Origin of the sequence: Mycobacterium yunnanensis (genome assembly GCF_025823185.1) — a bacterium.
GTDB classification, from domain to species: Bacteria; Actinomycetota; Actinomycetes; order Mycobacteriales; family Mycobacteriaceae; genus Mycobacterium; species Mycobacterium yunnanensis.
Genome location: NZ_JACKVK010000013.1, coordinates 517018 through 531684, shown reverse-complemented (window position 1 = coordinate 531684; position 14667 = coordinate 517018). Strand labels below are relative to the sequence as shown.

15 protein-coding genes are annotated in these 14667 nt (G+C 67.5%); all 15 read right to left on the bottom strand.

Annotated features, from left to right (window positions below; translation table 11 throughout):
• Positions 1-23: 23 nt before the first annotated feature.
• Entirely contained in the window at positions 24-1001 is a 978-nt protein-coding gene (locus tag H7K45_RS26185) for a glycine betaine ABC transporter substrate-binding protein (RefSeq protein WP_263999001.1), read from the bottom strand.
• Positions 998-1765: an ABC transporter permease gene (locus H7K45_RS26180; RefSeq protein ID WP_263999000.1), complete on the bottom strand. Its 768-nt coding sequence runs from the start codon at positions 1763-1765 to the stop codon at positions 998-1000. The genes H7K45_RS26185 and H7K45_RS26180 overlap by 4 nt, the downstream gene beginning before the upstream one ends.
• Positions 1762-2937, bottom strand: a complete 1176-nt coding sequence (locus H7K45_RS26175; protein ID WP_263998999.1) for a betaine/proline/choline family ABC transporter ATP-binding protein — start codon at positions 2935-2937, stop codon at positions 1762-1764. Before H7K45_RS26175 ends, H7K45_RS26180 begins: the two co-directional genes overlap by 4 nt.
• Entirely contained in the window at positions 2934-3581 is a 648-nt protein-coding gene (locus tag H7K45_RS26170; RefSeq protein WP_263998998.1) for an ABC transporter permease, read from the bottom strand. Before H7K45_RS26170 ends, H7K45_RS26175 begins: the two co-directional genes overlap by 4 nt.
• 109 nt (positions 3582-3690) lie before the next feature.
• Positions 3691-4164, bottom strand: coding sequence for a CAP domain-containing protein (locus H7K45_RS26165; protein ID WP_263999329.1), 474 nt, complete (start codon positions 4162-4164; stop codon positions 3691-3693).
• A gap of 23 nt (positions 4165-4187) precedes the next feature.
• The gene (locus tag H7K45_RS26160) at positions 4188-4691 is read right to left on the bottom strand and encodes an Rv1363c family protein (protein ID WP_263998997.1); all 504 of its coding nucleotides are present in this window, start codon (positions 4689-4691) and stop codon (positions 4188-4190) included.
• Entirely contained in the window at positions 4688-5311 is a 624-nt protein-coding gene (locus H7K45_RS26155; protein ID WP_263998996.1) for an Rv1363c family protein, read from the bottom strand. Before H7K45_RS26155 ends, H7K45_RS26160 begins: the two co-directional genes overlap by 4 nt.
• A 22-nt stretch (positions 5312-5333) precedes the next feature.
• Positions 5334-6836 (bottom strand): MCE family protein, encoded by a 1503-nt coding sequence (locus H7K45_RS26150; protein ID WP_263998995.1) that lies wholly within the window; start codon positions 6834-6836, stop codon positions 5334-5336.
• A gap of 1 nt (position 6837) precedes the next feature.
• A complete protein-coding gene (locus tag H7K45_RS26145) occupies positions 6838-7959 on the bottom strand; it encodes an MCE family protein (protein WP_263998994.1) in 1122 nt (373 codons plus the stop codon).
• Complete coding sequence (locus H7K45_RS26140; RefSeq protein ID WP_263998993.1) at positions 7956-9302, bottom strand: MCE family protein; 1347 nt, start codon at positions 9300-9302, stop codon at positions 7956-7958. The genes H7K45_RS26145 and H7K45_RS26140 overlap by 4 nt, the downstream gene beginning before the upstream one ends.
• Positions 9299-10636: an MCE family protein gene (locus tag H7K45_RS26135; protein ID WP_372512668.1), complete on the bottom strand. Its 1338-nt coding sequence runs from the start codon at positions 10634-10636 to the stop codon at positions 9299-9301. Before H7K45_RS26135 ends, H7K45_RS26140 begins: the two co-directional genes overlap by 4 nt.
• An 11-nt stretch (positions 10637-10647) precedes the next feature.
• Positions 10648-11679 carry an MCE family protein gene (locus tag H7K45_RS26130; RefSeq protein WP_263998991.1) on the bottom strand — a complete coding sequence of 344 codons (1032 nt, stop codon included), beginning with the start codon at positions 11677-11679 and terminating at the stop codon, positions 10648-10650.
• Between the two features lie 34 nt (positions 11680-11713).
• Positions 11714-13057 (bottom strand): MCE family protein, encoded by a 1344-nt coding sequence (locus H7K45_RS26125; RefSeq protein ID WP_263998990.1) that lies wholly within the window; start codon positions 13055-13057, stop codon positions 11714-11716.
• Positions 13058-13061: 4 nt separating this feature from the next.
• Positions 13062-13883 (bottom strand): ABC transporter permease, encoded by an 822-nt coding sequence (locus H7K45_RS26120; RefSeq protein WP_263998989.1) that lies wholly within the window; start codon positions 13881-13883, stop codon positions 13062-13064.
• Positions 13880-14653: an MlaE family ABC transporter permease gene (locus H7K45_RS26115; RefSeq protein ID WP_276070519.1), complete on the bottom strand. Its 774-nt coding sequence runs from the start codon at positions 14651-14653 to the stop codon at positions 13880-13882. The genes H7K45_RS26120 and H7K45_RS26115 overlap by 4 nt, the downstream gene beginning before the upstream one ends.
• Positions 14654-14667 lie beyond the last annotated feature (14 nt).

Here is a 14667-nt window from a genome sequence, read left to right as displayed (position 1 = left end):
CTGAATGCAACGACCCGGCGCGGTCAACCCTTCGTGACGAAGCCCTTGGACACCATCCAGTCGCGGGCGACCACGCTGGGATCCTTGCCGTCGACGTCGACCTGCTTGTTCAGGTCGATGATGACGTCGTTGGTCAGGGCCGCGGTGACCGGCGCGGTCACCTCGGCAATCTGGGGATGCGCCTCGAAGAACGACCGCTTCGTGGTCACCGACGGGTTGTAGTGCGCGAAGAACTGCTTGTCGTCCTGCAGGACGGTCAGATCGAGCGCGGCGATGCGGCCGTCGGTCGTGAAGACCTCGCCGAAGTCGCACTGGGTGGCGTCGGCGGTCGCCTGATAGATGATGCCGACCTGCAAGATGGGCGTCTGGGCCCGTCCCGGGTCGAAGCCGTAGGCGGCGGCCATGCCGGGGAATCCGTCCTGGCGGGCGCGAAACTCGGTGTCGACGCACGTCTTCGCAGCGGCCGGGTCGCGCCGGACCAGGTCCGCGTACTGCGACAGCGTGCGCACCCCGGTGCGCTCGACGACGGCCTTGCTGGCCGCCAGCGCGTAGGTGTCGTCCATCGGGCCGGGCTCGAGCCACACCATGTCGTTGGCCTTGAGATCCTCGTCGCGGACGGCCTCGAACTGCTTGCGGGTGTCCGCGATCGGAGTCTCGTGACCGAGGTAGTTGATCCACGCGTTGCCGGTGAATTCGTAGGCGACGTCGACCTGGTCGGACAGTTGCGCACCGCGCGTACTGCGCGACCCGACGATCCCGGTGAGGTCCCGCACGTCAGCGCCGGCCGCCGACAGCGTGTACTCCAGGATGTAACCGAGGATGACCTGCTCGGTGTACTCCTTCGAGCCGACCGTGATCCGGACGCCCTCCAGGCCCGGGGTGGGCTGCACCGAACCCGGCCCGACGCGCAACGGCACGGCGCCACCGGAGCCGAGACCGCAGGCGGCCAGGGTGACGACCAGCGCGGCGGCCGTCACGAGACGCAGGATCGCGCGCCTCATCGAAGTCCCTTGGGATTCAAGTAGAACTCGGCCAGCCCACCCAGCCAGTCCACCAGCAGTGCCAAGCACACCGCCAACACGCTGCCGAGGATGAGCGTGACGTCGTCCTGCAGCTTGTATCCGGTGTCGATGAGGATGCCGAGCCCGCCCGCGTTGACGAGGAACGACAGGGTCGCCGTGCCGACTGCGAGCACCAGCGACGTGCGCAGGCCGGCGAGGATGTAGGGAACTGCCAGCGGCAGTTCGACTCTGAGCAGCAGCGAACGCCGCGAGAGCCCCTGGCCGCGGCCGGCGTCGACCAGCGACCGGTCCACCTCGTCGATGCCGAGGATCGTGCTGGAGAGCACCGGAAGAAGCGAATACAGGGCGATCGGGAGCACGCCGATCCAAAAGCCGGTCTCGGCGGTGAGCAGGAACAGCAGCACCAGCAGTCCGATCGCGGGTGCCGCCTGACCGACGTTGGCGATCCCGATGACCAACGGACGCAGGCGCCGCGCGCCGGGCCGGGTGACCAGAACGCCCAGCGGAACCCCGACGGCGAGCACGATGGCCGTCACCGCCGCGGTGATCAGCAGGTGTTGCCAGATGAGCAGCGACACGTTGGCGACGTTGACGTTCTCCTTCTGGGTCGCGGTGAGGTCGCGATCGAAGGCCCAGAACACGACGGCGGCCCCGACGATCAGCACCAGTACGGGTTGGATCAGCAGACGCAGCCGCTCGGATCGGCTGGTCCCGGCGCTCGGGACGTCGACGGCGGCGGTCACGGAACTGCTTCTCCCGCAGGGGTGTGCGCGAGCGCCTCGTCGCGGAGTCTGGTGATGGCGTCGATGAGCGTGTCCAGGGTGACCACCCCCGCGTAGCGGTTGCCCGACCCGGTCACGACGGCCGAGGCGTGCTGCTCGGCGAGAATGGCCTCCAGTGCGTCCTCGAGCGTGGACTGGGTGCTGACCACGTCCAGCGATTCCGCCACGCTCGCCACGTCGGCCGCGTGGGCCAGCCGGCTCTCCCGAACCCAGCTGACCGGCCGGTCCCGGGAGTCGAGCACGACGACCCAGTCGAATTCACTGTCCGCCAGCACGTTTCGCACGGACTCGACGTCGTCGTCGACGTGTACCGAGGGGTGTGGTCGCAACTCGACGTCCTTGACGCGCAACAGACCGAGCTGACGCAGGGACGCCCCGGAGCCGACGAAGCCGGCGACGGTGTCGTCGGCGGGATTGGAGAGGATGACCTGCGGGGCGTCGTACTGCAGCACTGCGGACTTCGGACCGAGTACTGCGATGCGATCACCCAGTTTCACCGCCTCGCCAAAGTCGTGGGTGACGAACACGATGGTCTTGCCCAATTCGCTTTGCAGCCGCAGCAGTTCGTCCTGCAGTGAACTGCGCGTAATCGGGTCGACCGCACCGAAGGGTTCGTCCATCAACAGGACCGGGGGATCGGCGGCCAGTGCCCGAGCCACCCCGACGCGTTGCTGCTGACCGCCGGACAGTTGGCGCGGGTACCGGTCGGCGTACTGGCCGGGATCCAGCCCGACCAGGTCGAGCAGTTCGTCGACGCGGTCGGCGATCCGCTTGCGGTCCCACTTCAGCAGGCCGGGTACCAGTCCGACGTTCTGCCGAATCGTCATGTGCGGGAACAGCCCCGCCTGTTGAATCGAGTAGCCGATGGACCGGCGCAACTCGGTGGGCTTGATCGACAGGGCGTCCTTGTCGCCGATCAGGATCTTGCCCGACGTGGGCTCGCTGAGCCGGTTGATCATGCGCATCGTGGTGGTCTTGCCGCAGCCCGACGGCCCGACGAAGACCACGACCTCACCGGCGGGGATGTCGAGCGAGACGTCGTCGACCGCGGGTTGGGTGGACCCCGGGTAGACCTTCGAGACGTGGTCGAGTTGGATGCGCACACCGCTGGGGGAGGCGGATGAGTCAGTCACCGAATGCCTTTCGACGTCGTGAGCCTGCCGAGCAGCACCAGCGCCGCGTCGAGCACGAGGGCGAGGATGACGATCAGCAGGGTGCCGGTCAGGGCCATGGGAAGCGCGGTGGGACTCCCGACGCGGGCCAGCCCGGCGAAGATGAGGTTGCCGAGCCCCGGTCCCTTGACGTACGCGGCGATCGCTAGCACGCCCATCGACATCTGCGTGCTGAGTCGCATGGCCGACAGGATCGAGGGCCAGACGAGCCGAAGCTCGACCCGTCCGAGCGTGCCAAGTCGTCCCATGCCGATGCCGCGCGCGGCGTCGGTGAGCGCGGGGTCGAGGGCGTTGAGACCGACGATGGTGTTCCTGACGATGGGCAGCAGCGAATACAGCACCAGTGCGGTGACGCTGGGGAGCACGCCGAGCCCGAACAGCGGGATCAGCAGGCCGAGCAACGCGAACGAGGGGACGGTGAGGATGACGCTCGAGGTGGCGGTGGCCAGGTCGGAGGCAAGCCGGTTGCGGTAGGTCGCGACTCCGACCGCCACGCCGATGATCGTGGCGATCAGCACGCTCTGCACGACCGCGCTGACGTGCTGGTAGGAGTCGAACAGCAACTGGGCCCGGTGATCGGTGACGTAGCTCCACAGCGCCTCCACGACTCGTCACCGTCCCCTTCAGCGCTTGGCGCCCTGTCGTACGTGCGTTCCTCTGTACCCTCGGCAAACTTCGCTGAAACCAGAGGCCCCAGCCGTCCGCGCGAGTGGGCTATCTCTGCGGCGTCGCAGGTTGCCCGTACATCGCCACCACCACGGTGCGGTCGAGGCTGTTCTCCGACCAGACGCCCATCAGCGAATAGCGACAGTCGCGCATGATGGCGAGGTAGTCGGGACGGTCGAACCATTGGTTGATCAACTCGATGCCGCTGATCGCCAGTGCGGGGTTGATCGCGACCGTCTCGGCCACGTTCGTCCCGGGAAAGCCTGCGGCGGCGGCCCTGCTCTGGGGGGTGGAACCGTCGGACCCGAGGTCGCCGTCGAGGCTTCGGTCATTCAGCACGTCGAGCGCGTGCCACTGGGCGGCCAGCTGCAGCGGCCCGTTGGCGACGACGTCGTTGGTGCAGCCCGCATGGTGCTGAACGGTGTACACGTCGGCAATCACGCTCCTGTTCAGCCGCGAGTTGTCGGCGTGGGCGGTCGGGGCAGTGATCATTGCGATCACCGCCGACGCTCCCAGCCACATCGCGGCGGCCCGGAAGCCCTCGGTCACTTCGGCTCGAAATTGGAGACGAGCCACCGGCCACCCACCTTGTCCAACGTCACCAGCACGGTCGACCTGGTCGCCGTCGGTGCGCCCTTCGCGTCGCCGACGGTGGCCGTTTGGTCGACGAACAGGAGTACCTGGGCGTGGTTCTCGGTGGCCGAGACCGACGCAGCGGCAGGCACGGTCGCGACGGTGGACACATGCTGCTGCTTGGCGCCCGGAATCACCACGTCGCGGGTCAGCGACGAGTAGGAGTCGCGGAACGACCCGGTCAACCTGTCCTGCGCGGCGCTCAGTTGACGCTCGACCGAATCCGGCTGATAGGTCAGCAATGCGACGGCCGCCTCCTTGGCCGCCTGCACCGACGCCACGCCGGCCGTCTGGGTCACCCGGTCGTTGGCGTCGGCGAACTTGAGGAATCCCGAGGCCAGAGCAAGCACCAGCGCCAGCCCGGGCAGTATGCCGAAGAAGACGATGCGTGACGCGGAGGCCTTCGACCCGGTCATGCGACGAACTCCACGCCCGATACCCGTGGTCCGTCGTCGGTCCGCTCGACGGTCACCCGCATCCGCCACGACCGCGGTTCCTGCACGGGTGCACCGGCATTGGACGTCTGCACGGTCACGGCGACCAGGATCTGCGCGCCGTCCTCGGACGAGGACTCCACGCCGGCTTCGGTGACCGTGCCCACGGTCTTGGACCGCGCCTGCTTGACCGCGTCGACGAAGGGCTGGCTGCGCTTGGCGAAGTCGTCCCGGAAGCCACCGGTGGACGAGTCGAGGATCCGCTGCATGTCGGCGTCGGCCTCGGCGTAGTCGATCGTGGTCAGGTTGATCGCACCCTGACGTCCGACCTGAAGGAAGAGCTCGCGTTGGTCCACGGCGCGGTGGGCCTCGTACGCGCGGAAGCCCAGCCAACCGGTCAGCGCGGTCAGTACCAGGACGACGGCCACAACCACCGCGTAGGCGATGCGCCGGGACCACGCCGGCTCGGCCGGTGCGTCGCCGTGCTCGGATTCCTCGACGTCGCCGGGTTCTTCGCCGTCCTCGGGTTCGTCGGCGTCTCCGACGTCTTCGGCGTCCTCTGTGTCTTCGATCGGTGGATCGTCGACGATCACGTCGGACATGGTGTCCCTCCTTGGGATTGGCTCACGGCTGGGTGGGCGGCAGCAGCATCGTCTGCCAGGTCTTGGAATCGGGATGGGCCAGATCTGCTTGCCGGTAACGTCGTCCGTCGGGTCCGACGTAGTCCCCGGTGGCCGGGTCGTACGGGATGGCCGCCATCGGCGGTGGCAGCGGCGTGGGACCCGCCGCGGGAAGCGCGGGGCCGGCGGGGGCGGGGAGCATCTCGGGTGGGGGCGTGACGCCGGGCGGGTACTGCGGAACGCCTTGACCCGACAGCGTGGCGTTGGGGTCGCCCTTCCAGTTGTAACCGTCGTTGAGCGGGACGTAGTCTTCGCCGCTCTCGCACAGCTCCACCGTGGGTGCCCGCTTGGCGGGATCGTTCTCGCATGGAATGTTGCGCACTCCGCGGACATTGAGGTCCGAATCTTGGGGAACCCGGCAGTACAGCTCGCCGACGGGCCGATCCGGGGCATCCTGGTCCGACGCCGACCGCTGCTGGCGGACCGGCAGGAACCCGGTGTTGCAGGGGGGTGGTGAATTCAAGTTGAGGTTGAAGTCGAGATAGATCCCCTTGTAGGCCTGCTTGGTTCCGGAGTCGGCGACGGCGATCGCGGACATGACGGCGGTGCCCTGCGGATAGAGCACCAGCATCTGCTCGAGATCGGAGCGGTAGGTGACGGCGATGTCGCCGAGGCTGACCAGGTTGGCCAGCAGCACCGGCAGCGCGGGAGCCACCCTGTCGAACAGCGCCTTGCCCTCGTTCAGTGCCGGGGCGCCGTTGGTGAGCAAGCCCCGGAACGCTTGGTCCTGGGCCTCGAGCTGGCCGGTGATCGCCGCGGTGTGCGCCGCCCACTGGGCGATCGAATCCGCGGTCTGCACCTGCGAATTCAGCACCGGCGGTGACTGGTCGATCAGCTGGGTCAGCGGGTCGACGGTCTTGCCCGCGTCGACGGCCAGCGTGGTCGACCCGTCGAGGATGCGCGACAGCTCGGGCCCCAGCCCTCCGACGGCCGTCGCCGCCTCGTCGACGACGGTGCGCAGATCGTCGTGGGGAATGGCCTGCAGAGCCCGATTCGTCGCGTCGAGCAGATTGCCGATGTCTGGTGGAACCTGCACTCTGCCAACGGGAATGACGTCGCCGTCGTGCAGCTTGGCGGCGTCGCCGGCCGTCGCGCCCTGAGCGGGGGTGAGTTCGACGAACTGCTCGCCGACTGCCGACCGGCTGTGCACGGCCGCGGACACGTCGGCCGGGATGGGGATTGCGCTGTCGAGGTTGAGATCGGCGTCGACGCCATCCCTGGTCACCGCGATCGAGCCGACCCTGCCGATCTCGTCACCGCGATAGGTCACCACCGACGACTGGTACAACCCGCCGGTCGCCGGCAGGCGAAGTGTGACGTGGTAGCGGCCGATTCCCAGCAGAGCCGGGACCTTGACGAAGCCGAACGCCATGATGCCGCAGGCGACCAGCGTGATGGTGGCCAGAATGGCCAGCTTGGTCCACACCGTGCGGGACAATCGGAGCATCTCAGTACCCTCCGAAGTGATAGGGGGCGATGAGCGGGTTGCCCGCGGTGTACGGGCTCGGCATCTGTCCGATCGTCCTGCCCCACTGCAGTTCCAGTTCGGTGAGGTTGCCCTCCCACCTGGTTCCGGTGAACAGGCTGCTGTCGATGCGGCTCAGCGTCAGGTCGACGACCAGGGTGATGTTGGCGAAGTCGCCACGGAACCAGTTGGGGATCGTGCTCTTGACCCAGGGATAGGTCGACAGGAAGTCGAGCCCCTTGGTCAGCGCCGGTCCGGCGTCGGCCAACGAGCGCAGCACCGGGGCGATGTTGCGCAGGTTGGCAACCAGTGCCTCCTTGGATTGGTTGACCGTGGACGCGGCGATGGCACTGAACTTTCCGAGCGCGTCGATGGCGTCGGCGAGTTTCGTCCGCTCGTCGGCCAGGACGGCCAACGCCTGCGGGATGGTGGTCAGCGCCTTGTCCACGGTGGCGTCCTTGGCCGCCACCTGGCCGGCCAGCGAGTCGAGACTTTCGGTGGCCCTGATGATGTCGTCGGTCTGGTCGTTGAGCTGGGCGATGAACGTATCCAGCTGGGTCAGCAGGCTACGCATGTCGTTCTCGCGGCCCGCGAAGGCCTTGGCCAGCGACTGGTTGATCTCCTGCAGCTGGCCCAGCCCGCCGCCGTTGAGCAGGATCGACACCGAGGCCAGGGTCTGCTCGGTGGTGGGATACGTGCTCGCCGAGGAGAGCGGAATCACCGAGCCGTTGCCCAGCTCGCCCTCCGGCGGCGCATCGGTCGGCGGGGCGAGCTCGATGTGCATCGAGCCGAGCAGGCTGGTCTGGCCCACCTTGGCGGTGCTGTTGGCGGGCAGGTGCACGTTGCCGTCGATCCGCATCGTCACCAGAGCGTGCCAGTCCTGCACTTCGATCTTGGTGACGTTGCCGACGTTGACGTCGGCAACGCGGACCCGCGTGTTCTGCTGGATCACCACCACGTCGGGCAACTGCGCCTGGATGGTGTAGGAACCGTCACCGCTGCCCTCGGTTCCCGGCAGGGTCAGCGAATTGAGGCCTCGCCATTCACATCCGGGGATCGTCGACAGGCACGCGATCGCGAGCGCGGCGGCCAGCAGGCGCCTCATGGCGTCCCCTGTTGCGGTGGCGCCGGCGGCAGCATCAGACCCTGCAGACCCTGGCTGGGGTCGGTGGGTACCGCGGCTTCGGCGGGAAGCGGCGCACCGAGGTCGGCGGGCGCGTCCGGCGCCGCGGGCGGTGCCGGTGGTGTCTGTGGCGGCAGATGGGGGTTGAGCCACGGCTCGCTGTAGGTCAGTTCGTTGGGTCGCGCCGCGGCCCCCACGAAGGGATTCACGCCAAGTGGCGGAAAGTTGTACTGCCGGTTCTTGATGATCGGCGCCAGGTACTGGACGCAGAGCTTCGAGGACTGTTCGTAGTTCTCTCGCGAGGCGGCCTGAATGGAGCTGCAGATGAATTGGACGGTGTTGGCGAAGTTCCCTGCTGCCAGGATGCCGGTGACCGCGCTCTGGGCGGGTTGGTAGATGTTCATGAAGTTCTGGAACACCGTCGGTGCGATGTGCAAGACCTGTTTGACGTCACCGCGACTGTCGTTGAGCGCCTTGGTGATCGCGGCGAGATGGTCGACCGTGGTGCCGATGCCCTCCCGGTTGTCGGCCACGAAGCCGCGCAGATCGGACACCACCCCGTCCAATCCCTTGGTCGCGTCGGCGATCTCGTTGGGGGAGTTGGACAGTACGGTGGTCACGTCGGCAAGGTTGACGTTGAACGCGGCGAGTAGATCACTGCTCGAGGACAGTGCCGAGACCAGCAGCTGCAGATTCTTCACGGTGCTGAAGATGTCGGTGCTGTGGTCACCGAGCGCCGAGACCGCCTGCGACAGCTTGAGTACGGTGTCGCGAGCGGTGCCTCCCTCACCGCGAAGGTTCGCCGCGGCGCTGCTGATGAACTCGCCGACGGAGTTGGGCCCACCGGGCGTGACCGGCTGCAGGGAGTCGGTGAGCTTCTCCAGCTGTTGGCGGAAGTCGTCCCACTCCACGGGGACGGCGGTGCGTTCCTGCGGAATGCTGGTGCCGGAAGCCATCTTCGGTCCACCGGAGTACGCGGGCACCAGCTGGATCGCCCGCGCGCTGACCAGCGACGGCGACAGGATGGCCGCCTTGGCGTCGGCCGGCACCGAGTACTTCGAGTCGATCGAGAAGGTCACCTTCGTGTTGGCGGGCAGGGGTTGGATCGCGTCGACCCGGCCCACCGCGACGCCCAGGATGCGGACTTCGTCGCCGGTGTAGAGCCCGTTCGCGTTGGCGAAGTAGGCGGTGAAGGTGTCCTTGCCGACGTCGTTCCACCACGGTGTGGCGACGACGCTGATCGCCACCGCCAGGGTGACGATCAGCACGGACGCGATCGCGATGCGCGCCCTCTGCAATGACGGTAGGCGGCCGGCCACGGTCACTGCCCCCCACCCGATGACGGCGGGACCTCGTTCGGCGCAGGCAGATACACCGGGCTGGGCGACGGTGCGGGACTGGCCGGTCCGGCGATGCCAGGCGGTGGCAGCGCGGGCGGACCCGGTGGCGGACCGCCGGGCGGCGGCGCGGGCAGCGGTTCCCGGTACGGGTAGCGGCCCGGGAATTGGGCGGGGGCGTTGGGGTCCTGGTTGCCCGTGATCGCGTCGGGCAGGTTCAGTCTCGGGTCCCCGCCCTGCCCGGTACGCGGGAAGGGCATCGGCAGTGGCGGAGTGGCGGGCTGCCCGGTGGCCGGGTCGACGAGTTCGGATGGCAGCTTGGTGTTGGGGTCCAGCCCGAGGTCGGAGAACGCGGCGTCGATGAACGGCTGGGAGAACTGACCGGGCACCAGATTGACCAGCGACGCCTTGAAGAACGGGCCCGAACCGAGGACTTCTCCGAACGACATCGCGTAGCGGCGCAACAGGAACAGGGTGCGTTGAAGTTCGGCCTTGTGATCGTCGAGGATCGAGAGCGCGCCGTTGAGCTTGTCCAGCGCCGGCTTGAGCTGGGTGCGGTTGTCACCGATGACGGCCGACAGCTTCTGCGACACCGCCGTCAGGTCGACCATCAGCGCGTCGATCGAACTTCGTTGGGTGAGAAGCTCTCCCAATAGTGCGTTGGCGTTGACCACCAGTTTGGCGATCTCGTCGCTGCGCTTGGCGAGGACGCCGGTCACCTGGTTGGCGTTGGCCAACAGATTTCGCAACTCGGCATCGCGCCGGTCCAGGGTGCTGGAGAAGCGGGCGACGCCCTCGAGGGCGATCTTGAGGTCCGGCGGAGTGTCGCGGAACGTGTCCGCCAGGGTGGTCAGCGACGAGGACAGCTGCTGGGTGTCGAGCCCGCTGATGGCCGCGGTCAGATCACCGAGGGCGGACGGCAGATCGTAGGGCGACGTGGTGCGCTCCAGCGGGATCGTGCCCTGCAGGGTTCCCGTGCCGCGGGGGGTCACCTCGAGCATCTTGGTGCCCAGTACCGTCTCGGTCTTGATCGCCGCCTCGGTGCGGTCGCCGAGTGGCACCCCCTTGCGAACGGTGAAGTCCACCAACACCTTGTCGCCGTCGAGTTCGACGTCGGAGACCTTGCCGACCTGCAGGCCGGACACCCGGACCTCGCTGCCGGGCTTGATGCCCCCGGCTTCGGCGAAGTACGCGGAGTAGTCGGAGGTGCCCTTGATGAACGGCAGCCTGTCGTAGGAGAAGGCCGCGACGACGAGTGCGAGCAGGATCAGTGTGCCGACGGTGCCGACGGCGGCCTTGTTGCGTTCGCCGAGGGGTTTGATGGTGGGTCGCTTCACTTCGGTGTGCACCGTCCCGAATCCTGGCCCGCCAGTTTGACGAAGACCGGTTGGCCCCCCTTGCCGTTGACCTTCAGGATGGCGTCGCAGAGGTAGAACCCGAAGTAGTCGCCGTAGAGGCCCTGTCTGGCGAGGATCTGGTAGGCGTCGGGCAGGGTCTTGACGAGGTCGTCGACGTAGGCGTGATCGGCTTCGATTTGTCCGGCGAAGCGGTCGGTCTGCAGCACCGTGTCCTTGATGGGCTGACGGGCGTCGGCGAGCAGGTCTGCCACCGACCCGGCGGCGGCGTCGACGTAGGCCAGGCCGGTGGTGATGTCGTCCTTGCGGTCGGCCAAGGCCTGGGTCAGCCGTGACAGCTCGTCCAGTCCGTCGGCGAATTGGTCGTTGCGCTTGGCGAACGTCGCGAGCACGGTGTTCAGGTTGTGGATCACTTGCCCGATCAGCTCGTCGCGGCCGGCGAGCGTGGTCGTCAGTGCCGACGTCTGAGCCAGTACCGACGAGATGGTGCCCCCCTGGCCCTGAAAGACCTTGAGCAGCTCGCCGGAGAGGGCGTTGACCTGATCGGGATCCAGGGCCCGAAACAGCGGTCGGAACCCGCCGATGAGCGCGTCGACGTCGAGTGCTGGCGAGGTCCTCGTCAGCGGGATGGTGGCTCCGGCGGCGAGCGGCCGCACCGAGCCCGGCCCCTCGTCGAGTGACAGGTAGCGATCGCCGATCAGGTTCTCGTACCGTACCGCCGCCTCGGTGCCCTCGGTCAGCTTCAGGTTCCGGTCGACGGCGAAGTCCACCGTGACGGTGCCGTCCGCGTTCAGCGTCAGGTCACTGACCTTTCCGATCTCCACGCCGGCGATGCGAACGAAGTTGCCGCCCTTGAGGCCTGACACGTTGGTGAAGACTGCCCGGTAGTCGGTACGGGAGTCGAACCGGAACTGGCCGAACACGGTCACGAGGGCGAACATGAAGACCAGGCAGATCGCGGTGAACAAGCCGACTCGCGCCAGCGTGCCGCCGATGCGCTTGCGCTTCATCGCGTCCTCCCGTCGGTAGTCGTGCGCTGAGTCGTCACGGCGGCGGTGACACCCCCGGGTACAGCGGGGCCCCGTCGGCCCCGTACTCCGGTGCGCCGTAGGGCGGCGCGCCGGGGTAAGCGGGCGCCGGCCCTGGCGCAGGTGGCCCCTCGTACCGGATCCGGGGTGGCTCGGGGGTGCCCTTGGTGACGGGGAGGTAGTTGGCGAGGCCGGGAAATCCGATGCCCGGGTTGGGCCGGATGTCCAGTCCGGTGCCCCATCCGGTGTCGGTCACCAGTGACTTCACCGGGAAGTTGGCGCTGACGTCGGGGAGCGACCCGCAACTGGGCCGCCCGCCGGGTCCACCCGTCGCGTTGACCTTGGGGAGGTTGTCCGGATACCGGTAGGCGTCGTCGCCGAACAGCAGCGCCGCGTCCATGATGACCGACTTGCCGTTGCCGCCGAGCGCGTCTCGGCCGCCGTGGTCGAGGAACCATTGCGCGCCTTGGAAGAGGCACGTGTAGGTGGGGGAGTACTTGAACAGCAGGTCCGTGGTGGGGACCAGGACGTGGGACGTCCGCACGAATGCGGGTTCGTTGGTCGCCAGGACCGAGGTCGCAGATTGAGAGAATCCGACCGAGGCGAGCAGCAGTTCGTCGAGCGCGCCCTGCTGGGTCACCAGGGTGGTGCTGATGGTCGACGCCGAGTCGAGCGTCGACAAGATGTCCTGCGCCGCATCCGAATACGCCTGAGTGGTCTGCCCGAAGAGCTGCCAATCCTGCTTGACGGTGGGCATCCGCGGATTGACGGCCAGCAGCACTTCGTTGGCGGCGGTGATGGCCTCGCCGATGCGTTCACCCTTGCCACGCAGGGCCTCGGCGAACGCCGAGAGGATCGAGTTCAGCTTCGCCGGGTCGACGGCCTGGACCACCGCCTGCAGATTCTGGAACACCGTGTTGACCTCTACGGTGACGTTGCGGGACCGGACCACCGCGCCGGACTTCAGCGGCTGCGGGCTCGGATCCGGCGGCACGATGAGGTCGACGTACTTGGCGCCGAACGCGGTGCTGGACTTGATCTCGGCCTCGACGTTGGCCGGAAGGTACTGGAAGGGTCCTGGGTCCAGCTTCAGCTGAAGCGTGGACAGCGGGGTCCCGTGCGAATTGCCCTGCGTGCCCAGGGAACTCACGGTGCCGACTTGAACGCCGCGGAGCTTGACCTTCGCACCGTTCTCCATCACCAGTCCGATGCGGTCGGAGACGATGGTGACGGGGACCGTCGTCCGGTAGGTGCCGGAGAACAGCACGGCGGTCATGGTGATGAGGCCGACGACGACGAGCACCAGAACCGGGGCATACCAGATCGGGTCGATTCCGCTGCGGCGCGTGGAGTTCTCCATCCTGTCAGCCCGCCAGGTTGAAGTTGCCGGACTGGCCGTACACGGACAACGTGATGGTGAGGAGCACGAAGACGGTTGCGGTGACCGACGTGCGGACGGCTCGTCCCACGGCCTCGCCTACGCCGGCGGGACCGCCGGTCGCGTTGTACCCGTAGTAGGTGTGCACCACCATGACGGCCGCGGCCATGGTCAGGGCGGCGACGAACGACCACACCAGATCGGTGGGTTGCAGGAACGTCGAGAAGTAGTGGTCGTAGACGCCCCGCGACTGCCCGTAGATGACGGTGGTGCCAAATCTGGTGGCCAAGAAGGACATCAGCACGGCCACGGTGTACAGCGGGATGACGACCAGGACACCGGCGACGATGCGGGTGGCGACCAGGTAGGTGACCGCGCGGATGCCCATCACCTCGAGGGCGTCGATTTCTTCGTTGATGCGCATGGCGCCCAGTTGTGCGGTGGCGCCGGCACCGATCGTGGCGGCCAGTGCGACACCGGCGGTCGCAGGTGCGATGAATCGGACGTTGAGGAAGGCGCCGAGGAACCCGGTGAGGGCCTCGATGCCCACGTTGGACAGGGTGTTGTAGCCCTGCACCGCGATCAGCGCGCCCGTCGACAACGTCAGGAAACCGATGATGACGACGGTGCCGCCGATGACGGCCAGAGCGCCGGTGCCCAGCCCCATCTCGGCGATCAGGCGCAGCACCTCTGCCGGATAGCGCCGCACCGCGTCGGCCGTCGACACCAGTGCGTTGCCGTAGAACGCGGTCTGTTCACCGAGAGCACGCGTCGCGTCGACGGCCTTGCGCAGCGGACCGTCGCTCATTGCGTCGGGGCAATCTTGACGCCCATGGCGGTGGCCAGGATGTTGATGAAGAACAGGGCCATGAAGGCGAACACCACGGTCTCGTTGACCGCGTTGCCGACGCCGGTGGGCCCACCGCCCACCGAGAGGCCCTTGTAGCACGCGATCAGGCCGGCCGACAGGCCGAAAAGAAGCGCCTTCACCAGTGAGACCACCACCTGCGGTAGCCCCGTCAGCAGCGTCAGACCCGCGACGAAGGCGCCGGGGGTGACGTGCTGGACGTACACCACGAAGACGTAGCTGCCCGTCAACCCGACGATGGCGACCACCGAGTACAGCATCAGGGCGACGAACGTGGCGGCGATGACTCGCGGAACCACCAGGGCCTGGATCGGGTTGACGCCGATGACCTTCATGGCGTCGATCTCCTCGCGGATCGTGCGCGCGCCGAGGTCGGCGCACATCGCCGTCGAGCCTGCGCCGGCGACCACGATTGCCGTGACGACGGGGCCCACCTGCGTGACCGAGGCCAGCGCCGCCCCGGCGCCCGACAGGTCACCGGCGCCGATCTCCAGAAGCACGATGTTGAGCGTGAACACGATCAGCACGGTGTAGGGGATCGACAGCATGATCGTGGGGAAGATGGACACCCTCGCCACGAACGCAATCTGCTCGAGGAGTTCCCGCCAAGCGAACGGCCGCCTGACGCTGGCCGCGAAGGTCTCACCGCTCAGGACGAAGAAGTCGCCGACCGCGTTCATGGGCTTGAGCAGCGGCGACGTCGTCACCATCGGATCACCGCAAA